The 21,834-nt window shown below is 67.4% G+C and carries 22 protein-coding genes; 16 read left to right on the forward strand and 6 right to left on the reverse strand.

The window, feature by feature from the left end:
* Positions 1 to 9 precede the first annotated feature (9 nt).
* Positions 10 to 204, reverse strand: a complete 195-nt coding sequence (locus tag FEI13_RS01390; protein ID WP_089848852.1) for a DUF2909 family protein — start codon at positions 202 to 204, stop codon at positions 10 to 12.
* Between FEI13_RS01390 and FEI13_RS01395 the strand changes: the two genes are divergently transcribed.
* The 4 genes from FEI13_RS01395 to cyoE are packed head-to-tail and all read left to right on the forward strand — an operon-like array spanning position 194 to position 3,497.
* On the forward strand, positions 194 to 955 hold the full coding sequence (locus FEI13_RS01395) for an SURF1 family protein (protein ID WP_240036383.1): 762 nt from the start codon (positions 194 to 196) through the stop codon (positions 953 to 955). The two genes, FEI13_RS01390 and FEI13_RS01395, sit on opposite strands and share 11 nt — an antisense overlap.
* Positions 952 to 1,512, forward strand: a complete 561-nt coding sequence (locus tag FEI13_RS01400) for a hypothetical protein (protein WP_138178884.1) — start codon at positions 952 to 954, stop codon at positions 1,510 to 1,512. The genes FEI13_RS01395 and FEI13_RS01400 overlap by 4 nt, the downstream gene beginning before the upstream one ends.
* On the forward strand, positions 1,502 to 2,584 hold the full coding sequence (locus FEI13_RS01405; protein ID WP_138178885.1) for a COX15/CtaA family protein: 1,083 nt from the start codon (positions 1,502 to 1,504) through the stop codon (positions 2,582 to 2,584). Before FEI13_RS01400 ends, FEI13_RS01405 begins: the two co-directional genes overlap by 11 nt.
* A complete protein-coding gene (cyoE, locus tag FEI13_RS01410; RefSeq protein ID WP_240036384.1) occupies positions 2,577 to 3,497 on the forward strand; it encodes a heme o synthase in 921 nt (306 codons plus the stop codon). Before FEI13_RS01405 ends, cyoE begins: the two co-directional genes overlap by 8 nt.
* 110 nt (positions 3,498 to 3,607) lie before the next feature.
* Here the strand turns inward: cyoE and FEI13_RS01415 are convergent, their stop codons facing one another.
* The gene (locus FEI13_RS01415) at positions 3,608 to 5,065 is read right to left on the reverse strand and encodes an SLC13 family permease (RefSeq protein WP_138178886.1); all 1,458 of its coding nucleotides are present in this window, start codon (positions 5,063 to 5,065) and stop codon (positions 3,608 to 3,610) included.
* A gap of 186 nt (positions 5,066 to 5,251) precedes the next feature.
* On the opposite strand from FEI13_RS01415, the gene FEI13_RS01420 reads away from it, so the two are divergent.
* The 9 genes from FEI13_RS01420 (at position 5,252) to ihfA (ending at position 14,118) form a co-directional block, all read left to right on the forward strand.
* Entirely contained in the window at positions 5,252 to 5,719 is a 468-nt protein-coding gene (locus FEI13_RS01420) for a DUF2489 domain-containing protein (protein WP_138178887.1), read from the forward strand.
* 280 nt (positions 5,720 to 5,999) lie between these two features.
* Complete coding sequence (locus FEI13_RS01425) at positions 6,000 to 6,815, forward strand: OmpA family protein (RefSeq protein WP_138178888.1); 816 nt, start codon at positions 6,000 to 6,002, stop codon at positions 6,813 to 6,815.
* 216 nt (positions 6,816 to 7,031) lie between these two features.
* On the forward strand, positions 7,032 to 8,930 hold the full coding sequence (gene thrS / locus FEI13_RS01430) for a threonine--tRNA ligase (protein WP_138178889.1): 1,899 nt from the start codon (positions 7,032 to 7,034) through the stop codon (positions 8,928 to 8,930).
* Positions 8,931 to 8,963: 33 nt separating this feature from the next.
* The gene (gene infC, locus FEI13_RS01435) at positions 8,964 to 9,503 is read left to right on the forward strand and encodes a translation initiation factor IF-3 (protein WP_275668703.1); all 540 of its coding nucleotides are present in this window, start codon (positions 8,964 to 8,966) and stop codon (positions 9,501 to 9,503) included.
* Between the two features lie 87 nt (positions 9,504 to 9,590).
* On the forward strand, positions 9,591 to 9,785 hold the full coding sequence (gene rpmI, locus FEI13_RS01440; protein ID WP_089848836.1) for a 50S ribosomal protein L35: 195 nt from the start codon (positions 9,591 to 9,593) through the stop codon (positions 9,783 to 9,785).
* A 37-nt stretch (positions 9,786 to 9,822) separates the two neighbouring features.
* Entirely contained in the window at positions 9,823 to 10,176 is a 354-nt protein-coding gene (gene rplT / locus FEI13_RS01445; protein WP_021817421.1) for a 50S ribosomal protein L20, read from the forward strand.
* Positions 10,177 to 10,302: 126 nt separating this feature from the next.
* Positions 10,303 to 11,322, forward strand: coding sequence for a phenylalanine--tRNA ligase subunit alpha (gene pheS, locus FEI13_RS01450; protein WP_138178891.1), 1,020 nt, complete (start codon positions 10,303 to 10,305; stop codon positions 11,320 to 11,322).
* Between the two features lie 34 nt (positions 11,323 to 11,356).
* Positions 11,357 to 13,735: a phenylalanine--tRNA ligase subunit beta gene (gene pheT / locus FEI13_RS01455; protein ID WP_138178892.1), complete on the forward strand. Its 2,379-nt coding sequence runs from the start codon at positions 11,357 to 11,359 to the stop codon at positions 13,733 to 13,735.
* Positions 13,736 to 13,815: 80 nt separating this feature from the next.
* Positions 13,816 to 14,118: an integration host factor subunit alpha gene (gene ihfA, locus FEI13_RS01460; protein WP_108446744.1), complete on the forward strand. Its 303-nt coding sequence runs from the start codon at positions 13,816 to 13,818 to the stop codon at positions 14,116 to 14,118.
* Positions 14,119 to 14,221: 103 nt separating this feature from the next.
* On the opposite strand, the gene FEI13_RS01465 is transcribed toward ihfA, so the two are convergent.
* Positions 14,222 to 14,431, reverse strand: coding sequence for a DUF2788 domain-containing protein (locus FEI13_RS01465; RefSeq protein WP_138178893.1), 210 nt, complete (start codon positions 14,429 to 14,431; stop codon positions 14,222 to 14,224).
* A 134-nt stretch (positions 14,432 to 14,565) separates the two neighbouring features.
* On the opposite strand from FEI13_RS01465, the gene FEI13_RS01470 reads away from it, so the two are divergent.
* Entirely contained in the window at positions 14,566 to 15,030 is a 465-nt protein-coding gene (locus FEI13_RS01470; protein WP_138178894.1) for a flavodoxin, read from the forward strand.
* Position 15,031: 1 nt separating this feature from the next.
* The gene (locus FEI13_RS01475; RefSeq protein ID WP_138178895.1) at positions 15,032 to 15,400 is read left to right on the forward strand and encodes a hypothetical protein; all 369 of its coding nucleotides are present in this window, start codon (positions 15,032 to 15,034) and stop codon (positions 15,398 to 15,400) included.
* Between the two features lie 199 nt (positions 15,401 to 15,599).
* Here the strand turns inward: FEI13_RS01475 and ppnN are convergent, their stop codons facing one another.
* Positions 15,600 to 16,961: a nucleotide 5'-monophosphate nucleosidase PpnN gene (gene ppnN / locus FEI13_RS01480; protein ID WP_138178896.1), complete on the reverse strand. Its 1,362-nt coding sequence runs from the start codon at positions 16,959 to 16,961 to the stop codon at positions 15,600 to 15,602.
* 141 nt (positions 16,962 to 17,102) lie between these two features.
* Between ppnN and FEI13_RS01485 the strand changes: the two genes are divergently transcribed.
* Entirely contained in the window at positions 17,103 to 18,011 is a 909-nt protein-coding gene (locus FEI13_RS01485; RefSeq protein ID WP_138178897.1) for a LysR family transcriptional regulator, read from the forward strand.
* A gap of 164 nt (positions 18,012 to 18,175) precedes the next feature.
* Here the strand turns inward: FEI13_RS01485 and gcvP are convergent, their stop codons facing one another.
* Together gcvP and gcvH are read right to left on the reverse strand one after the other, a co-directional pair.
* A complete protein-coding gene (gene gcvP, locus FEI13_RS01490) occupies positions 18,176 to 21,070 on the reverse strand; it encodes an aminomethyl-transferring glycine dehydrogenase (RefSeq protein ID WP_138178898.1) in 2,895 nt (964 codons plus the stop codon).
* Positions 21,071 to 21,188: 118 nt separating this feature from the next.
* Positions 21,189 to 21,578 (reverse strand): glycine cleavage system protein GcvH, encoded by a 390-nt coding sequence (gcvH, locus tag FEI13_RS01495; RefSeq protein WP_138178899.1) that lies wholly within the window; start codon positions 21,576 to 21,578, stop codon positions 21,189 to 21,191.
* Positions 21,579 to 21,834: the final 256 nt, after the last annotated feature.

Genomic DNA, 21,834 nt, shown 5'->3' on the forward strand with positions numbered 1-21,834 from the left:
TGAAACGATTTAGGCACCGAGATCGCCGAGATAGAAGCCGAAGAACAGCAGGGCCAGTAGCAGCGCCGCCAGGCCCACGCGCAGCTTGAGCGAGACCAGGACGCGACGAGAGCGTCCCCCGTCTCGGATCAGGAAGCCGGCGCCGGCGGCGAGACTGATCACCATGGCGAGAAAGACGAGAGCAATCATTATCTTGAGTAACATTCACGGCTCCATGAAAGCGTCGGCAGCGAAGCGACATCGTCGCCGACTCTCGGCGCGTCGGCTCGGTTGGTGGGGGTTCTGGTCCTGCCTGGTGATGCTGGGGCTCGCCCTGGGACTATGGCAGTGGGAGCGGGCCGCCGACAAGCGCGACTACCTGGGCCGCCTGGAGGCGGCGCCGCGGCTGGAATCGCCGACCGAGACCCCGCCGCCCGGCGCCCGCGTCGTGCTGCGCGGAGAGTATCTGGCCGGTGAGACGCTGTTTCTCGATAACCGTACCCACGAAGGGCGTCTCGGCGTGGCGCCCCTCACGCCCTTTCGCGATCGGCAGGGCCAGCTCTGGCTGATCCAGCGGGGCTTCCTGGCGACGGGCCCGACGCGAGATGACCCGAGGGTCGAGACGCCCGCTGGCGTGGTTCGGCTGGAAGGGCGCTGGCAGGTGTCGGGGGACTCGGCCCCGCTGTTCGGTCCCAACCACGAGGGCAATCGCCTGCAACGCATCGACCTCTCTGCCTGGGGGCCGAGCAAGAGCAAGGGCTTCGCCCATGCCGGCTGGCTGCACCTCGAGCAAGGGCCGGGCCATCTCGAATCCTGGTGGCAGCCCAGCGTGGTGCCACCGGAACGCCACCTGGGCTATGCCGTGCAGTGGTGGGGGCTGGCCCTGGCTGCCCTGGTGATCATGCTGGTGGGCGCGCGTCGTCAGGCGCGTGGCCCCGACCCGATGTCTATCCCGAGCAAGGAGAGTCCTCGATGACCCACGCCGGACGCCAACGCCTGAAACTACTGGCTTTCTTCGCGATCTTCACCCTGCCCGTCGCCGTGGCCTGGGGCATGGTGGAGTGGCGCATCGGCATTCCCGACGGTCGCACGGCCCATGGCGAGCTGCAGCCCTCGCTGCCCCTGCTGGCGCAGTGGCCGCTGACGGCCGTGGAGAAGGACGGGGAGGGCGACTGGCTGCTGGCGTTCGACTGCCCCGAGGTCTGTGCCGAGCGAGCCGATCGCTGGTGGCGCCTGCATCGCGCGCTGGGGCGCGAGGCCGATCGGGTCAGCCGCCTGAGGATCGGCGGGGGCGGCGAGCCGATGCCCGGTGCTGCCCTCGCACAGTGGACGGCCTCCCCCGAGTGGCGCGCCGACCATCGCCTGTGGATCCTGGATCCCGAGGGGCGCCCGGTGCTGGGCTACGGCCCGGAGGTCGCGGCGTCGGATGTCCTGGCTGACCTGCGACGTCTGCTGCGCATGAACCCCGAGCCCCCCCTGGCGCGGTACGACCAGGCCTCGAGCGTGGTGGGAGGCGACGGCGATGGTCAGTAGTGTGATCACGGCAGGGCAGAATGGCCGCCAGTGCTGGCTGGTGAGGCTGAGCCTCGCCGGGGTGGTCTTCACCGCCCTGGTAGTGCTGGTGGGAGCCTGGACGCGGCTGGTGGATGCGGGCCTCGGCTGCCCCGACTGGCCGGGCTGCTACGGTGCCCTGGTGGTGCCGGATGCCGACCGCGCCCTGGCCCACTCGCCGGCGGCGCCGCTGGAGTCCGCCAAGGCCTGGGTGGAGATGGTGCACCGCTACCTCGCCTCCCTGCTCGGACTGCTGGTGATCACGCTGATCGTGCTGGGCGCCCGCTGGCGCCGCGAGGCCGGGTACCCCTGGCGCACCAGCCTGGCGCTGCTCGGCGTGATCCTGATGCAGGGCGCCTTCGGCGCCTTCACCGTGACGCTAAAGCTGTGGCCCCAGGTAGTCACCCTGCACCTGCTGGGCGGGCTCAGCGTGATGGTGCTCTTCCTGTGGCTGCATCTGCGCCTGCGACGCTTCCAGCCCGGCCAGCATCGGGTGGGCCGTCCGCGGCCGTTGACCCGGTTGTGGCGGCTGGCGCTGGTGCTGCTGGTCGTCCAGCTGGCGCTGGGCGGCTGGACCTCGAGCAACTATGCCGGGATCGCCTGTCAGGGGTTTCCCACCTGCAATGGTGAGTGGTGGCCGAGCATGGACTGGAGTGAGGGCTTCCACCTGACCCAGACCGTGGGGCCCAACTACCTGCACGGGCAGCTGCATGCCGAGGCTCGCAGCGCCATCCAGGTCGGGCATCGGCTCGGCGCCCTGGCGCTCGGTCTCGGCCTGCTGCTGCTGGCCATCCGCCATCGCGATGCGGCCGGCATGCGCCCGTGGCTGGCGCTGATGGTCGGCACCTTCGGTGCGCAGCTCGCGCTGGGCATCGCCAACGTGCTGGCCTGGCTGCCGCTATGGCTGGCCCTGCTGCACACAGCCGGCGCGGTGGCGCTGGTGGCGGCCATGACGCTCGCCCTGTGGCACTGGCGCTGGCCGAGCGTGGCGCAAAGCATCGCCTCACCGGAGGCGAAGGGTTCGGAAACGAAGGAGGAGTGGGCTCATGTCTGAGGTCGTGATGGAACGTGCCGCGGTCGGCCACCTCGCCGGCTGGAGTTGGCGAGATCTCTACACGCTGTGCAAGCCCCGGGTGGTGGCGGTGATGCTGGTATGCACCCTGGTCGGCATGCTGCTGGCGGCGCCGCTGCCGGGGGCGGCGGCGGTGGTCTTCGGCCTGGCGGGGATCGGCATGGCCGCCGGGGGAGCGGCGGCCTTCAACCACGTGGTCGATCGCCGTCTGGATGCCATGATGCTGCGCACCGCGGGCCGGCCCCTGGCGACCCAGCGCTTGCCCACGGGGCTGGCGCTCTGCTGGGCGACGCTGCTCTCGGTCTGCGGCATCGGGCTGCTGGCCTGGCAGGTCAACCCGCTCACGGCCTGGCTGACCCTCGGCTCGCTGATCGGCTATGCGCTGATCTATACTGCCTTTCTCAAGCATGCCACGCCGCAGAATATCGTCATCGGCGGGGTCGCGGGAGCGGCGCCTCCGCTGCTCGGCTGGACGGCGGTCACCGGGCAGCTCGGCCCCGAGCCGCTGCTGCTGATGCTGATCATCTTCGCCTGGACGCCGCCGCATTTCTGGGCGCTGGCGATCCACAAGCGCGACGAGTACGCTCGGGCCGGCGTGCCGATGCTGCCGGTGACCCACGGCGAGGCCTTCACGCGCCTGCAGGTCTGGCTCTATGGCTGGCTCACGGTGGCGGTCACCCTGCTGCCGTTCGCCATCGGCATGAGCGGGGCGCTCTATCTCGTCGGGGTGATGGCCCTCAATGCTCGCTTCATGGTCTGGAACTGGCGGGTCTGGCGCGGCCGGGATCCGCAGGCGCCGCTGGCGGCCTTCTGGTTCTCCATTCGCTATATCCTCGGCGTGTTCGGCGTGCTGCTGCTGGATCACTATGCCGCGGCCTGGATGCTCGCCGGCTGAGTCGGGAGGCCGGCCGCTGCCTTAACGGCAGCAGCGCGGATGGCTGGAGCCGAGATGAAAAGAGCCCGGCCTGGCGGCCGGGCTCTCCTCGTGATCGAGCGGGTGAGCTCTCACCAGAGGGCGAGGATCAGGAAGTAGGCCATCAGGGTCACGACCACCGTGCTGATCAGGTTGAGCATGAAGCCGGCGTGGATCATCGACTGGATCTTCATGCGGCCGGTGGCGAAGACGATGGCATTGGGCGGCGTGGCCACCGGCATCATGAAGGCGCAGCTGGCGGCGATGGCCGCGGGCACCGTGATCAGCAGCGGGGAGATGTCCAGCGACAGCGCCAGGGCGCCGAGCAGCGGCAGGAAGGCGGCTGCGGTGGCGGTGTTGGAGGTCACCTCGGTGAGGAAGATGATCACCAGCACCACCACGCCGACCATCGCCAGCAGCGGGAAGGTCCCGAAGATGCTGAGTTGCTGGGCGATCCACTCCGCCAGCCCCGAGCGGCTGATGGCGCCGGCCAGCGCCAGGCCGCCACCGAACAGCAGCAGGATGCCCCAGGGCAGCTCCTTGGCGGCGTCCCAGTCCATCAGGCGCGTGCCAGCGCCGCGGCCGGCGGGAACCAGGAACAGGGCGATGCCGGCGAAGATGGCGATGCCCGTGTCGGAGAGCCAGTCGAGCCCGGCATCGTTGAGCAGCGGCCGCAGCATCCAGGTCGCCGCCGCCAGCAGGAAGATGATGCCCACGCGGCGCTCGGGTGCCCCGACCCGGCCGAGCTCCGCCAGTTCGTCTCTCACCATGCCGGCGCTGTCGTCACCGGCCTTAAGGTTGAAGTCGCGGCGAGTCAGCCACCACCAGGTGCTGACCATCATCACCGCACTGATCGGCAGGCCGATCATCATCCACTGGGCGAAGCCCAAATCGATGCCACGGTCCTCGGCCAGGTAGCCGGCCAGCAGGGCATTGGGCGGGGTGCCGATCAGGGTCGCCACGCCGCCGATGCTGGCGGAGTAGGCGATCGCCAGCAGCAGGGCCGTGGCGTAGCGGTTGAGCTCTGCCGGGTCGGCGTCGTCCAGCAGGCTGATCACCGACATGCCGATGGGCAGCATCATGATGGCGGTGGCGGTATTGGAGACCCACATGCTGAGAAAGCCGGTGGCCAGCATGAAGCCGCCGATCTGGCGACGCGGCTGGTGGCCGACCACGCGCAGGACGTGCAGGGCGATGCGCCGATGCAGGGCCCAGCGCTGCATGGCGATGCCGAGCAGGAAGCCGCCGAGGAAGAGATAGATGATCGGGTTGGCGTAGCTGGCCGCGGTCTCCTTCATGTCGCCGATGCCCAGCGCCGGCACCAGAGCCAGCGGCAGCAGCGAGGTGGCGGGGATCGGAATGGCCTCGGTAGACCACCAGGTGGCCATCAGCAGCGCCAGGCCGACACAGGCCCAGGCCGGGTCGGACATGCCGGTGGGTGCCGGCAGCAACAGGGTCAGGAGTAGCCAGAGCGGGCCCAGCCACAGGCCGATGCGCGCTGAGAGAGCTGGCCCCGAGGGCGTGGCGTGAGAATCGTCGGGTGTGGGCATCGTCGTTCCATCGTGGCATGCGCGGTGGGTGAGGGAGAGATTCTACGCAAGGCGCCCGCCGCCTGCCGAGTCTCTGGCGGCATGTTGATCCAGCCACCTCGCCACGTCGGAACGGGACGATTTCGAGCCCTGGCGGGCGGCGTGTAGAATGAAGCTCCCTGACACGAACCGACACGGGACATGCCCATGAACTCGACTCTGGTCCTCATTCTCCTTGGCCTGGGGCTGGCGATCATCGCCGGTCTCGGAGCCTATGCCTTCACGCTCTGGAAGGAAGTGCGGCGGCGTCGGACCTTCCGCGACGAGGAGCTGCGGCGTGCCCATGAGAACTGCCTGGAGAATCTGGGGATGGTGGCCTCGGCGCTGGCCCAGGAGCAGGTCGATATCACCGAGGGTTCCTGGCGCTGCAAAGTGTTGCTGGAGATCCTCGATCAGGACCTGACCCAGCGTCCCGACTTCCAGGCCTTCGACGAGGTTCATCGCCGTACCCAGCACCTGCATACCCATACCGCCCGCAAGGCCTTGACGCCGAAGGCGCGGTTCCAGGAGGACCGTGAACGTCTGGCGGTCGAGGATGAGATGCGCGAACCGGTGCTCAAGGCCGCGGCGGCGGTGATCGAATTTCGTCGCGGCTGGCCGGGCAGCCTGCACTGATTGTCTGTCGCGTCGCACGGGCAAGACGCCCCGAGGCGCGATCATCCAGCGATTGCAACCTTCCAGGCTCTGCGGCAAGCTGGCGCCTGGTCATTGGCGGCTAATATGCAGTGGATGCGCTAGCCGCCGCGCCTGGAACTGGCCGAGAAAGGGTTTACGTGCTTTCTTGGAGAGTGCAGGAAGCGGTTCGGGGGCCGTTTCCCTCGGTTCATTCCTCGGAACCCCCTGGCGATGGCACTGATTGCCGTGTCGGGATGTAGTTAAGAAGAAGGAGTCTTGCATGAAAAAATCAACGACTGGTTTGTTGCTTGGTTCCGCGCTGGTGGTCGGGCTCTCCGGCTGTGCTAGCTCGGGGTCACCATCCTCCGGCATGGACAGCGGCGTTTCCTCTGACCGTGCCTGGTATCAATCGCCCTTCGTCTGCGGCCTCGCCGGCGGCGTGATCGGTGGCGGCCTTGGCTACGCGACCAGCGGTGAGTCCGATGAGGACACCGGTGCGGCCATCGGTTCTACCGCCGGCGCGACCATCGGTGCCATGCTGTGTGCCGAGCCCAATCGTACGCCCGAGCCCGCGCCGCGCGATACCGACGGCGACGGTGTCTTCGATGCCGACGATCAGTGCCCGGGCACGCCGGCCGGCGTGGCCGTGGATGCCGTGGGCTGCCCGCTGGACTCCGACGGCGACGGCGTGCCGGACTATCAGGACCAGTGCCCGGGGACCCCGGCCGGTGCCGAGGTCAATGCCCTGGGCTGTGAAGAAGACCTGGTGCTGCGCGACGTCAACTTCGAGTTCGACTCTGCCGTCCTGACCATGGGCGCCGAGGGTATCCTCGACGATGTCGCCGAGAAGCTGCGCGCCAACGAGAACGTCCGCGTGCGCATCGAGGGTCACACCGATGCCGTGGGTAGCGACAGCTACAACCAGGACCTCTCCCAGCGTCGTGCGGACTCCGTCGCCGACTACCTGGCGAGCCAGGGCGTCTCGATGGATCGCATGCGCACCATCGGCTATGGCGAGTCCCAGCCGGTGGCCAGCAACGATACCGACGCTGGCCGCGCCGAGAACCGTCGCGTGGAGCTGGGTGAGTGGGAGTGATCTTGCCCTGACCCGAGCCACCGCCCCGGCCATCGGGGCGTGACGGAAGTCCGAGAGAAGGCGCCTGCGGGCGCCTTCTCTCGTGTCGGGGTAGCATTCCCCCCGTGGCGCCACAGGGGGCGCTTCTGCTAGGCTAGGCGGCTTTCAGACCACGACCATTCGTCTGGCGACACGTGATCCCTGGTATGGATCACCACTGCGCACAAGGAAGCCTTCATGCCCATCGTGACCCTGCCCGACGGCAGTCAGAGAACCTTCGACGAACCCCTCAGCGTGATGCAGCTGGCCGAGAGCATCGGCCCCGGTCTCGCCAAGGCCTGCGTGGCCGGCAAGATCGACGGTGTTCAGGTGGATGCCGCCGATATCATCGACCACGATGCGGAGGTGGCGATCCTCACCGCTCGTGACGAGGAGGGCCTCGAGGTCATTCGCCACTCCTGCGCCCACCTGATCGGCCATGCCGTCAAGCAGCTCTATCCCGATGCCAAGATGGCCATCGGTCCGGTAATCGAGGACGGCTTCTATTATGACGTCGACTTCGGACGCTCGGTCACTCCCGAGGATCTCGAGACCATCGAAGCGCGCATGAAGGCGCTGATCGATCACGAGTACGACGTGGTGCGCGAGTATGTCGACCGCGATCACGCCATGCTGCAGTTCCTGCATCGCGACGAGCCCTACAAGCAGGAGCTCGTGCGCGGCATTCCCGAGGGGGAGACCATTCGTCTCTACCATCATGAGGACTACCTCGACATGTGCCGGGGCCCTCACGTGCCCAATACGCGGCACCTCAAGGCGTTCAAGCTGACCAAGCTGGCCGGTGCTTACTGGCGTGGCAACGCCGAGAACCCCATGCTGACCCGCATCTACGGCACCGCCTGGGGTGACAAGAAACAGCTCAAGGCCTACCTCAAGCGCCTCGAGGAAGCCGAGAAGCGCGACCACCGCAAGCTAGCCAAGAAGATGGATCTCTTCCACCTCCAGGAAGAGGCCCCGGGCATGGTCTTCTGGCACCCCAATGGCTGGACGATCTACCAGGCGCTCGAGCAGTACATGCGCCGCGTGCAGATCGAGCACGGCTATCAGGAGATCAAGACGCCCCAGGTGGTCGATCTCTCACTGTGGAAGGCCTCCGGTCACTGGGGCCACTACAGTGAGCTGATGTTCACCACCGAGTCGGAGAAGCGCGAGTACGCGGTCAAGCCGATGAACTGCCCCTGTCACGTGCAGGTGTTCAACCAGGGCCTGAAGAGCTACCGCGACCTGCCGCTGCGCCTCGCCGAGTTCGGTAGCTGCCATCGCAACGAGCCCTCAGGCTCGCTGCACGGCCTGATGCGGGTGCGTGGCTTCACCCAGGACGACGCGCACATCTTCTGCACCGAGGGGCAGATCCAGGCCGAGGCCGAGGCCTTCATCGCCTTGACCCTGCAGGTCTACAAGGAACTCGGCTTCGACGACGTGGAGCTCAAGCTCTCCACGCGCCCCGAGGGGTTCATGGGCGAGCCCGCCCTGTGGGATCGCGCCGAGGCGGGCCTCGAGGCGGCGCTGAACGCCACCGGCCTCGAGTGGGAGCTGCAGCCGGGGGAGGGCGCCTTCTACGGGCCCAAGATCGAGTTCTCCCTGCGCGACTGCCTCAACCGCGTCTGGCAGTGTGGTACCCTGCAGCTCGACTTCAACCTGCCGGGTCGCCTGGGGGCGCAGTTCGTCGACGAAGATGGCGCGCGCAAGACGCCGGTGATGCTGCATCGCGCGATTCTCGGCTCCTTCGAACGCTTCCTGGGTATCCTGATCGAGCACTACGCCGGCGCCATGCCGCTATGGCTGGCGCCGCAGCAGGCGGTGGTCATGACCATCACCGATGCTCAGCGTGATTACGCCGCCGAACTGGCCGAACGGCTGCAGAAAGTCGGTCTGCGCGTCAAGTCGGACTTGAGGAACGAGAAGATCGGCTTTAAAATCCGAGAGCATACGTTGCAGAAGGTCCCCTATCTCCTGGTGGTGGGAGATAAGGAAGTCGAGTCCGACTCGGTGGCCCTGCGCACCCGCAGCGGCGAGAATCTCGGGACGATGACGGTAGACGCCTTCATCGAGCGGATTCAGACCGAACGGCAATAGCGACATCTTCCAAGCGATAGTGGAGACGGAACCATCAAGAGAAGCAACCCAAGAGGGCGCGTTCAGGATAAACGCCCCCCGATGAACGAGCGCATTACCGAGGATCAGGTTCGCCTGATCGACAGCGACGGCGAACAGCTGGGCGTCGTGCCCACCAGCGAGGCGCTGGAGCGAGCCGAAGCGGCCGGAATGGATCTCGTACAGATTTCCAACGCCGATCCCATCGTCTGCAAGATCATGGATTACGGCAAGTTCGTCTTCGAGCAGAAGAAGCAGAAGTCTGCTCAGAAGAAGAAGACGAAGCAGATCCAGGTCAAGGAAGTGAAATTCCGGCCTGGCACCGACGAGGGTGACTATCAGGTCAAGATGAAGAACCTGATTCGATTCCTCGAAGGTGGCGACAAGGGCAAGGTCACCCTGCGTTTTCGCGGTCGTGAAATGGCGCACCAGGACATCGGCCGCAAGCTGATGGAGCGGATCGCCAACGACCTCGAGGATCTGGGTACCGTGGAGTCCTTCCCGAAGATGGAAGGGCGCCAGATGATCATGATCATTGCCCCCAAGAAGAAGTGATTCGACGGCCCGTCCAACGGCCGGAAGGCATCCTTGCCTTGCGGTGGCCCCGAATTTTCTGAAAAAACCTCGAGCGGAGTTTTTCTCATGCCGAAGATCAAGAGCAACAGCGGCGCTGCCAAGCGCTTCAAGAAGACGGCTAACGGCTTCAAGCACAAGCAGTCATTCCGTAGCCACATCCTGACCAAGAAGTCCACCAAGCGGAAGCGCCAGCTGCGTGGGATGAAGCAGATCCACGCCGCCGACAAGCCGCTCATCCAGCGGATGCTGCCGACTCTGTAACTTCCCGGGTGAACCCCTCTAACGTCAGGAGAAAGCCATGACTCGCGTCAAGCGTGGTGTCGTCGCACGTCGTCGTCACAAGAAGATTCTCAAGCAGGCCAAGGGCTACTACGGTGCCCGTTCGCGCGTCTTCCGTGTCGCCAAGCAGGCCGTCATCAAGGCCGGCCAGTATGCCTACCGCGACCGTCGCCAGCGCAAGCGTCAGTTTCGTGCCCTGTGGATTCAGCGTATCAACGCCGGTGCCCGCCAGCACGGCCTGTCCTACAGCCGCTTCGTCGGCGGCCTGAAGAAGGCCGGTATCGAGATCGACCGCAAGGTGCTGGCCGATCTGGCCGTTCACGAGAAGGCTGCCTTTGCCGCTATCGTCGAGAAGGCCAAGGCTGCCCAGTAAGGGGTCGAGCCTGGCCGGTGAGCGGCTCGTGTCGCGCCGCCGGTCCGTGATCGTCGCAGGGGAAGAGCAGCCGCTCTTCCCCTGTTTTTTTGAAAGACTTCTTTGAAAGACTTCGGAGCTCAACGGATGGACCACCTTCCCACTCTGGTTGCCGAGGCCCGCGATGCCATCCACGCCGCCGAGAGCCTGGCCGCGCTGGACGAGCTGCGCGTACGCTATCTCGGCAAGAAGGGCGAGATCACCGCCCTGCTCAAGGGGCTCGGCAAGCTGCCCGCAGAGGAGCGCCCGGCCGCCGGGGAGCGGATCAACCAGGCCAAACAGGCGCTGGGCCAGGAACTCGACGAGCGCCGCCAGGTGCTGGAGAAGGCGGCGCTGGAGGTTCGCCTGGCCGCCGAGCGTCTGGACGTGACCCTGCCGGGACGGGGCCAGCCCAGCGGCGGCCTGCACCCGGTGACTCTGACCCTGGAGCGCATCGAGGCGATGTTCACGCGTATCGGCTACGACGTGGCGGTCGGTCCGGAGATCGAGGACGACTACCACAACTTCGAGGCCCTCAATATTCCCGCCCATCATCCGGCGCGTGGCATGGCCGATACCTTCTACTTCGATGCCACCCGGCTGCTGCGCACCCACACCTCGCCGGTGCAGGTGCGAACCATGAAGGAGGCCGAGCCGCCGATCCGCATCGTCTGCCCGGGCCGCGTCTATCGCAGCGACTCCGATCTGACTCACACCCCGATGTTCCACCAGGTCGAGGGCCTGCTGGTCGACGAGGACGTCAGCTTCGCCGACCTCAAGGGCACCATCCAGGATTTCCTGCACGCCTTCTTCGAGCGTGACGATCTCTCGGTGCGCTTCCGTCCCTCCTATTTCCCCTTCACGGAGCCCTCGGCCGAGGTCGATATCGAGTGCGTGATGTGCGGCGGCGAGGGCTGCCGGGTCTGCTCGCACAGCGGCTGGCTGGAGGTGATGGGCTGCGGCATGGTGCACCCCGAAGTGTTCCGCCACTCCGGCATCGATACCGAGCGCTATACCGGCTTCGCCTTCGGCATGGGCGCCGAGCGTCTGGCCATGCTGCGCTACGGCGTCAACGATCTGCGGCTGTTCTTCGACAACGACCTGCGCTTCCTGCGCCAGTTCGCCTGATCAACCACCGGATACGCAGAACACAGGAGTTGTCATGAAATTTTCCGAACAGTGGCTGCGCGACTGGGTCTCGCCGGCTCTTTCTACCCAGGCGCTCGCCGATCAGATCACCATGGCCGGCCTCGAGGTCGATGCCGTGGAGCCCGTGGCCGCCATGTTCAGCGACGTGGTGGTCGCTCAGGTGGTGGCCAAGGCACCGCACCCGGACGCCGACAAGCTCAACGTCTGCCAGGTCGATGACGGCAGCGGCGAGCGGGTACCGGTGGTCTGCGGCGCCCCCAACGTGGCCGAAGGGCAACGCGTGCCCTTCGCCCGGGTCGGTGCCATGCTGCCCGGCGATTTCAAGATCAAGAAGGCCAAACTGCGCGGCGTCGAGTCTCGCGGCATGATCTGCTCCGCCTCCGAGCTCGGCCTCGCGGAGGAGACCTCCGAGGGCATCCTCGAGCTGCCGGCGGATGCGCCGGTGGGCGAGGACTTCCGTGGCTTCATGGGGCTGGACGACCACACCATCGAGGTCGACCTCACCCCCAATCGCGGCGACTGCCTGAGCGTCAAGGGCCTGGCCCGCGAGGTCGGGGTGCTCAATCGCCTGGCGGTCGAGGGGCCCGAGCTTGCCGCGGTGGCACCCACCATCGATGAGACCTTCCCGGTGCGCGTCGAGGACGCCGAGCGCTGCCCACGCTACCTCGGTCGCTTGATCAAGGGCGTCGACGTCAATGCCGAGACCCCACTGTGGATGGTCGAGCGGCTGCGCCGCAGCGGCATCCGTGCCATCGATCCGGTGGTGGACGTCACCAACTACGTGATGCTCGAGCTCGGCCAGCCGCTGCACGCCTTCGACCGCGCCAACCTGCACGGCAGCGTGATCGTGCGCCAGGCCCGCGAGGGCGAGCGCCTAGTGCTGCTCGACGGCCAGGAGATCACCCTGGAGGGCGAGACTCTTGTGATCGCCGATGAGCGCGGTCCGCTGGCCATCGCCGGCATCATGGGCGGCGAGCACTCCGGCGTGACGGCCGAGACTCGCGATATCTTCCTCGAGTCGGCCTTCTTCTCGCCGCTGGCCGTGGCCGGCCAGGGCCGTCGTTATGGTTTGCACACCGATGCCTCCCATCGCTTCGAGCGTGGCGTCGACCCGGCACTCGCCCGCGAGGCTGCCGAGCGGGCCACCGCGCTGCTGCTTGAGATCACCGGCGGCGAGCCAGGGCCGCTGGTCGAGGTGGCAAGCGAGGCGCATCTGCCCGGCGCTTGCCAGACGAACCTGCGCGAGGCCCGCCTTGCGCAGGCGCTCGGCAAGTCACTGCCGGGCGACGAGGTCGCCGAGATCCTCGAGCGCCTGGGGCTCGGCGTCACGACCACCGGCGAGGGCTGGGCGGTCACCGTGCCAAGCTGGCGGTTCGACATCGCCATCGAGGAGGACCTCATCGAGGAGGTGGCGCGCATCCACGGCTACAACCGCCTGCCGGTGCGTCGTCCCCAGCTGCGCCTGGCGCTGCGCCCGGCCAACGAGGCCCACACGCCGCTGGGCCTGCTGCGTCGCCAGATGGTCGCCCGTGGTTACCAGGAGGCGGTCACCTACAGCTTCGTCGCTCCGGAGCTGCAGCAGGTGCTGCATCCCGAGGCCGTCTCGCCGGCGCTCGCCAACCCCATCTCCAGCGACCTGTCGGTGATGCGCGCGAGCCTCTTCCCGGGCCTGGTGCGCGCCCTGCAACATAACCTGAACCGTCAGCAGAGCCGGGTGCGGCTGTTCGAGACCGGCCTGGTGTTCCGCGGCGAGCTCGACCACCTGCACCAGCTGCCGATGCTCGGCGCACTGGTCTGCGGGCCCCGCGAGCCCGAGGGTTGGTCCGGCGACAAGGCGGCGGTCGACTTCTTCGATCTCAAGGGCGACCTGGAAAGCCTGCTGGCTCTGGGTGAACCTGAGGCCTGGCGCTTCGAGCCGGGCGAGCATCCGGCCCTGCATCCGGGGCAGTGCGCGCGCATCCTGCACCGCGGCGAGGAGGCCGGCTGGATCGGGACCTTGCACCCGGCGGTACGCGCCAAGCTGGGCCTCAAGGTCGATGCGCTGCTCTTCGAGGTGCGCCTCGATGCGCTCACCCAGGGCCGGGTACCGGCCTTCACACCGCTGTCGCGCCATCCCGAGGTGCGTCGCGACCTGGCCTTCCTGGTCGACGCCGAGCTGCCGGTGCAGTCGCTGCTGGATACCATTCGCGGCCAGGCGGGCGAATGGCTGGTGGACTCACACCTGTTCGATGTCTATCAGGGCAAGGGCGTGCCGGAGGGGCGCAAGAGCGTGGCCCTGGGCTTGACCTGGCAGCATCCATCGCGCACGCTTAATGACGAGGAAATCAATCAGTTGGTTGATGCCATCGTCGCGGAATCGCACCAGCACCTGGGCGCCGAGCTGCGTTCATGATCGCGTCGCGTGACAAGGCGACGCACTCGAGCGAGGCGTGCGTCGGCGATCGGCAGGACCAGCGCCACGAGGACGACAACATGGGTGCGTTGACCAAGGCGGAACTGGCCGAACATCTGCACGCCGAGCTTGGCCTGTCCAAGCGCGAGGCCAAGTCCATGGTGGAGGCCTTCTTCGAGGAGATTCGTGGCTGTCTGCGCGAAAACGAGCAGGTCAAGCTGTCGGGGTTCGGCAATTTCGACCTGCGCGACAAGCGCGAGCGTCCCGGTCGCAATCCGAAGACCGGCGAGGAGATTCCCATCTCCGCCCGGCGCGTGGTGACCTTCCGGCCCGGTCAGAAGCTCAAGAGCCAGGTCGAAGGGTATGAGGGCGAGGTGCACTGAGCGCCCCGGATCTCCGCGATAATGGTCGGTCGCCATGCAAGACGCCACTCCGCGGAGTGGCGTCTTTGCATTGAGCCCGCTTGGCGCTTCGAAGGGGGGGGGGCTACACGCCGCCGCCGTTTTCCAGCACCCAGGTGATCACCACCTTCAGCACATAGCCCAGCATCCCGGCGCCCAGCACCACGAACAGCATCAGGGTGCCGAAGCGTCCGGCCTGGGACTTCTTGGCCAGGTCCCAGATGATGAAGCACATGAAGAGGATCAGGCCGCCGATCATGATCGGCGTGATCCAGGTCTCGAAGGCGTGCCGCATGATGTCTCCCTGCAGGAATGGTGAATGCCCGACCATTATACTCGGACTCCCCATCCAGGGCAGTCATCCCGGCGTGGCCCCATGCCGCACCCCCATGTTAATATCCGAGTGAAATTCTCAGGTAAATCCATGACATGCCCATGCTCAAGATCATCGTAGGCACCATGTATGGCGGCGCCTTGGACGTCGCCGAACAGGTCAAGCCGCTCTTCGAGGAGGCCGGTTACGAGGTGGCCATCTTCGACCAGCCGACCCTGGACGACCTCATCGGGTCACCCACCGACCTGGCGCTGTTCTGCGTCTCCACTACCGGCAGCGGCGATCTGCCCGGCAATATCGTGCCGTTCGCCCGTGCCCTCGAGGAGCAGAGTCCCGGCCTTGGCACCCTGCGCTACGGCCTGATCGCCCTGGGCGACAGCTCCTACGGCGAGACCTTCTGTGGCGCCGGGCGCTATCTCGACGAACTGCTCGAGGGGCAGGGCGCCCAGCGGCTCGGTGAGCGCCTCGAAGTCGATGCCATGGAGACCTTCATGGCCGACGACGCCGCGCTGCCCTGGGTCGAGGAGTGGATCGACGCCCAGCAGCTGAAGGTGGCCTGAGATGGGCGCCGCACCCAGCGCGGAGCGCGTCAGCCTGCTGCTGGGGCTTGGCGTGCTCATGCTGGCGACCCTACCGCGTTATCTGGCCGCCGGTCTCGAGACGCGCCAGTCGCTGATGCTGATGGCGCTCGCCGTGGTCGCCCTCGCGACCCTCGTGCAGTGGCGGATGCTCGGAGATGAGGCACGCCAGCGCCTGCCGGGGCTGGTGCGGCGGCTGGTACTCTGCCTGGGGGCGGGGGCGGTCGGCATGATGGCCTGGCACGCCCTGACCAGCGACTTCTTCGGCTGGGAGCTCATCGCCTCCCACGGCGCCACGCTGGGCCTGCTGCTGCATGCGGTCTGGCTGTGGTGGCGGCCGGTGAGCCCCTAGCGAACAGCGCCCAGCCAGCAGGTCACGTGCAGCGCTTCCCGAGCCGATAACGAGAGCCCCCGCCGGCGTCAATCCGGAGGGGGCTCGATGTTGACGTCACCCTTGGCAGTGACATCATCCTGCTCGGCGCTCGGCGCTCGGCGCTCGGCGCTCGGCGCTCGGCGCTCGGCGCTCGGCGCTCGGCGCTCGGCGCTCGGCGCTACCCCAGCGTATAGCAGGGCACGTAGTCGCCGGCGAGCTTCATGCGTCCCTGATCGACGAAGGAGGAGAGCAGTTCGTCCAGGCGCGCCATCAGCTCCGGCTCGGCGTGCAGCCGGAAGGGGCCGTGGGCCTCGATGGCGCGCAGACCCAGCTCCTTGACGTTGCCGGCGACGATGCCCGAGAAGGCGCGGCGCAGGTTGGCGGCGAGCTCGTGCACCGGCTGCTCCCGGTGGAGCGCCAGGCTCGCCATGGCCTCGTGGGTGGGTTCGAAGGTTTCCTGGAAGTTGCGCGCCACGGTCAGGCGCCAGTTGTAGTAGAAGGCGTCCTGGCGGCTGCGGCGATACTCGGCGACCCGGTCGATGTCGACGCGCATGGCCCGGGCCACCTCGACGGGGTCGTCGACGATGATGCGGTAGTGCCGGCGCACCTCCTCGCCCAGGGTGTAGACCAGGAACTCGTCGATGCGCTTGAAGTAGTCGGCGGCGCTCGCCGGGCCGGTGAGGATGACCGGCAGCTCCATGTCGGTGTTGTCCGGGTGGAGCAGGATTCCCAGCAGGTAGAGGATCTCCTCGGCGGTGCCCACGCCGCCGGGGAAGACCAGGATGCCGTGGCCCAGACGCACGAAGGCCTCCAGGCGCTTCTCGATGTCGGGCATCACCACCAACTCGTTGACAATGGGATTGGGCGCCTCGGCGGCGATGATGCCCGGCTCCGAGACCCCCAGGTAGCGGCCCTGACTGCGCCGCTGCTTGGCGTGGGCCACGTTGGCGCCCTTCATGGGCCCCTTCATGGCGCCCGGCCCGCAGCCGGTGCAGATGTCCAGCTCGCGAAGCCCCAGGTGGTAGCCTACCGACTTGGTGTAGTCGTACTCCTCGCGGGAGATCGAGTGGCCGCCCCAGCAGACCACCAGGCTCGGATCCCGGCCCGGCTTGAGGGTGCCGGCCTTTCTCAGGATGTGGAACACCGCATTGGTGGTGCCCTCGGCGGTCTGCAGGTCGAAGCGATGGCGGGTCTGGATCTCATTGTAGACGTAGACGATGTCGCGCAGCACCGCCGAGAGGTGCTCGCGGATGCCGCGGATCATCTTACCGTCGACAAAGGCCTCGGCGGGGGCGTTGGTGATCTTCAGGCGTACGCCACGGTCCTGCTGCAGCACCTCGATATCGAAGTCTCGGTAGGTCTCGAGCAGGGCCAGGCCGTCATCGGTGAGGTTGCCGCAGTTGAGCACCGCCAGCGAACAGTTGCGCAGCAGGTCGTGCAGCCCGCTGCGGGACGTATCGTGCAGCCGTTCGACCTCCTGCTGGGAGAGGATCTCGAGGCTGCCTTCCGGTGAGATGGTGGTGGAAATGGTGTCGGGCATCCGTGGCGTTCCCTGTCGTCATGGCCGGATTGGTCGTCCCTCGATGCTACCACGGCGGCCATCGGGCGGGCAGCGCTGCGGTCCCGGCGGCGAGCTGGTAGAATCACCGCTGCCCGGCCACCGTCCTCGACGTGACATCCCATGTTCAATGCCCGCTATTTTCGCACCTTCATCACGCTGGTCGAGACCGGCAGCTTCACGCGTACCGCCCGGCGTCTCGAGATGACGCAACCCGGCGTCAGCCAGCACGTCCGCAAGCTCGAGCAGTATCTCGGCAAGTCGCTGCTCGATCGCCAGGGGCGTCGCTTCGTGCTCACCGAGGCTGGTCGGCGCGCCTACGACTACGCGCTCAAGCTGTTCGCCGAGCATGAGCAGTTCCGCCACTCCCTGGACAACGACAGCCTGGACAGCGGCGAGTGCCGCCTCGCCTCGCCGGGCAGCGTCGGGCTGATGCTCTATCCGTTCATCCTCGGCCAGCAGCAGATGCAGCCGGGTCTCACGGTCAGCTATAGCTTCGCCTTCAACGACGAGATCGTCGCCGGCGTGCTCTCCGGCCGCCACGACCTCGGCATCGTCACCGAGCCGGTGCGCCATCCGGAGCTCGACTGCGAGCCCTGGCACCAGGAGCCGCTCTGCCTGGTGGTGCCGGCGGATTTCGCCGGCAGCGGGCTGGGCGATCTGATGGCGCTCGGGGTGATCGGCTATCCGGGCGGCGACGACCATGCCGGGGCGCTGTTGCGCGCCAATTTCCCCGATTTCCGCTCGATGAGTCACTTCCCGCGCCAGGGCTTCACCAACGAGGTGGGGATGGTGCTGGATGCGGTGGCTCGGGGGCTCGGCTTCGCCGTGGTCTCGCGGGTGGTGCTGGAGACCTCGCCCTGGCAGCGCCAGGTCAAGGCGCTCTCCCTGGCGCAGGCGTCCCACGAGTTCCTCTACGTGGTGAGTCGCGCCGGTGCGCACATGCCGCGGCGCTACGTGCGCCTGCTAGAGGGCTACCGCGAGCAGCGCCGCCACGAGCGCCTCGGCTATGGCGAGGTGATCGAGAGCTGACACGACGCCAGAGTGCTTTGACCAGAGATGAGATGATCGAGGCCATGACGCAACAGGGCCCCGCCGAAGCGGGGCCCTTTGTATTGGAGATCAGGCGTTGACGATCAGGCGGCGCCGGTGAGGCGCCACCGCGACGGTCCAGCCGCGTCCTTCAATCACGTCTTTCAATCACGGTATTCGTCGATGCTCGGGCAGGAGCAGATCAGCTGCCGGTCGCCGAAGACGTTGTCGACCCGGTTGACCGCCGGCCAGTACTTGGCCGCCTTGACGGCCTCCGAGGGGAAGGCGCCGAGTTCGCGCGAGTAGGGGCGCTCCCAGTGCGCGTCCATCAGGTCGGCCTGGGTGTGCGGGGCATTGACCAGCGGGTTGTTCTCCGCCGGCCAGTCGCCGCGCTGCACCGCGCCGATCTCCTCGCGGATCGCGATCATGGCGTCGCAGAAGCGGTCGATCTCGTAGCGCGACTCCGACTCGGTGGGCTCGATCATCAGCGTGCCGGGCACCGGGAAGGACATGGTCGGCGCGTGGAAGCCGTAGTCCATCAGGCGCTTGGCGATGTCCTCCTCGCTGATGCCGGAGTCGGCCTTGAGCGGGCGGATGTCGATGATGCACTCGTGGGCCACGCTGCCGTTCTCGCCCTTGTAGAGCACTGGGTAGTGCTCGCCGAGGCGCGTGGCGATGTAGTTGGCGTTGAGGATGGCGAGTTCGGTGGCCTCGCGCAGGCCGCGCGCGCCCATCATCTTGATGTAGGCCCAGGAGATCGGCAGGATCGAGGCCGAGCCGAAGGGCGCTGCCGAGACCGCGCCGCAGCCCGCCTCGACGCCCGCGATCGGGGTCACCGCGTGGTTGGCGACGTAGGGCGCCAGGTGCGCCTTGACGCCGATTGGGCCCATGCCTGGGCCGCCGCCGCCGTGGGGGATGCAGAACGTCTTGTGCAGGTTGAGGTGGCTGACGTCGCCGCCGAAGTCGCCGGGGCGGGTCAGGCCCACCTGGGCGTTCATGTTGGCGCCGTCGATGTACACCTGGCCGCCGTGACCATGCACGACCTCGCACACCTCGCGGACGTTGGTCTCGAACACCCCGTGGGTCGAGGGGTAGGTGATCATGATCGCCGAGAGGGCGTCGCGGTGCTGCTCGGCCTTGGCGCGCAGGTCGGCGATGTCGATGTTGCCGTCCGCGTCGCACTCCACGACCACCACCTTCATGCTCGCCATGGCGGCGGAGGCGGGGTTGGTGCCGTGGGCGGAGCTCGGGATCAGGCAGACGTCGCGGTGTCCCTCGCCCTGGGCTGCCTGGTAGCGGCGGATGGCGATCAGGCCGGCGTACTCGCCCTGGGCGCCGGAGTTGGGCTGCATGGAGATGTGGTCGTAGCCGGTCACCTCCACCAGGAAGGCGGCCAGCTCATCGATCATCTGGCGGTAGCCGGCCACCTGGTCGCGGGGCGCGAAGGGGTGGATGCGGGCGAACTCCGGCCAGGTGATGGGGATCATCTCGCTGGTGGCGTTGAGCTTCATGGTGCACGAGCCCAGCGGGATCATGGCGTGCGCCAGCGACAGGTCCTTGTTCTCCAGGCGCTTGAGGTAGCGCAGCATCTCGGTCTCGCTGCGGTAGCGCTGGAAGGTCGGGTGGCTCAGGAAGTCGGACTCGCGCGCGCAGCCGGCCGGGATGCCCGTGAGCCCCTCGGCCAGCACCCGGTCGTCGAGCTCACGCACGCCCAGCCCATGCTCCTCGTCGAGCAGCACGTCGAACAGCACGTCCAGGTCGTGGGCGGTGGTGGTCTCGTCGAGGCTCAGGCCGACGTCGCCATTGGCGAAGTAGCGCAGGTTGACGTCGTGGGCCATGGCGCGGCCGTGGATGCGGCCGGCATCCACGCCGCTCAGGCGCAGGGTGTCGAACCAGCTGTCGTGGGCCAGGGTCACGCCCTTTTCCGCCAGGCCCGTCGCCAGGATGGTGGTCAGGCGGTGGATGCGCGAGGCGATGGTGCGCAGGCCCTCGGCGCCGTGGTAGACGGCGTAGAAGCCGGCGAGGTTGGCCAGCAGCGCCTGGGCGGTGCAGATGTTGGAGGTCGCCTTCTCGCGGCGGATGTGCTGCTCGCGGGTCTGCATAGCCATGCGCAGCGCCGTGTTACCGCGGCTGTCCTGGGAGACGCCGATGATGCGCCCCGGGATCGCGCGCTTGAGCTTGTCGGTGGTGGCGAAGAAGGCGGCGTGGGGGCCGCCGAAGCCCATCGGCACGCCGAAGCGCTGGGAGCTGCCCACCACCATGTCGGCGCCCAGGGCGCCCGGCTCCTTGAGCAGCACCAGGCCCATGATGTCGGCGACCACGCAGGTCATCACGCCGCGCTCGCGGGCGGTCTCGATCAGCGGCGCCAGGTCGCGGACCCGGCCGCCGTCGCCGGGGTACTGCAGCAGGGCGCCGAAGACGTGGTGCTCGGCCAGCGCCTCGGCCGGCGCGACCACCAGCTCGAAGCCGAACCAGGCCGCGCGGGTGCGCACCACGTCCAGGGTCTGCGGGAAGACGTCATCGGCGACGAAGAAGGTGTCGCTCTTGGCCTTCTTGTTGGCCCGCTTGCACAGCGCCATGGCCTCGGCGGCGGCGGTCGCCTCGTCGAGCAGCGAGGCGTTGGCGAGCCCCATGCCGGTGAGGTCCATCACCATCTGCTGGAAGTTGAGCAGGCCCTCGAGGCGCCCCTGGGAGATCTCCGGCTGGTAGGGCGTATAGGCGGTGTACCAGCCCGGGTTCTCCAGCACGTTGCGCTGGATCACCGTCGGCAGGTGGGTGTCGTAGTAGCCCTGGCCGATATAGCTCTTGGCCACGCGATTCTGGCGCGCCAGACGCTGCAGGTAGTCCAGGGCCTCGGCCTCGCCCTTCGGCGGGTCCAGGTCCAGCTCACGGCCCAGGCGAATGTCGGCGGGCACGGTGGCTTCCATCAGCGCGGGAAGGCTCGCCCTCCCCAGGGCGTCGAGCATGCCCGACACGTCGTCGGCGGTGGGGCCGTTATGGCGCTGGAGGAAGGCATCGTGAGCGGCCAGATCGGCCAGACGGCGGTTGTCGAAAGCCATGGAACACCCTGTTGGCGTGGTGGGGCGGCGCCCCGGGAATCGGTGAGAGGCCGGCCCCGCTCGCACGGGACCGGGGGTGGCACGCTCTGCCCGCAGGCAAAGGGCGCCGGGGCGAGGCTCAGTCCTCGGCGGCCACGGCCTGGTAGGCGTCGGCATCCATCAGCGCGTCGAGCGCGGCGGCGTCGTCGAGGCGGACCTTCATGATCCAGCCGTCGGCGTAGGGCGCCTCGTTGACGGTCTCCGGGGCATCTTCCAGGGCCTCGTTGACGGCGATGATCTCGCCGGCGATCGGCGCGTAGAGGTCGGAGGCGGCCTTGACCGACTCGATGACGCCGAACTCGTCGCCGACGGCGAGGGTCGTGCCGACCTCGGGCAGCTCGACGAAGACCACGTCGCCCAGCGCCTCCTGGGCATGGTCGGTGATGCCGATGGTCACGCTGCCATCGCCGTTGTCCAGGACCCATTCATGGCTTTCGGCATAGCGCAGGTTGGCGGGGATAGAGCTCATCATGATTTCCTATACGAAAAAGGTTTTCGGATCCGCGAATGCTAACGCCATTGGCGGCATTTGGCGAGTCCCCCTGGGGATGAAGCGTGCGGACATCCGCGCCTCGACCCGCTCACAGGGTGGTCGGCCGAGTCGGGTTCGTCCAGTGATCGACGCACCCTTGCCTCGCGGCAGAGTCGACAGTAGGCTCTTCGCGTTTCCGATCGGAAACCTGGTGCGTGGCGACCGGGCGCTGGCCGACGACGGGCAAAGGGGA

This window comes from Halomonas urmiana (assembly GCF_005780185.1).
Taxonomy (GTDB): Bacteria; Pseudomonadota; Gammaproteobacteria; order Pseudomonadales; family Halomonadaceae; genus Halomonas; species Halomonas urmiana.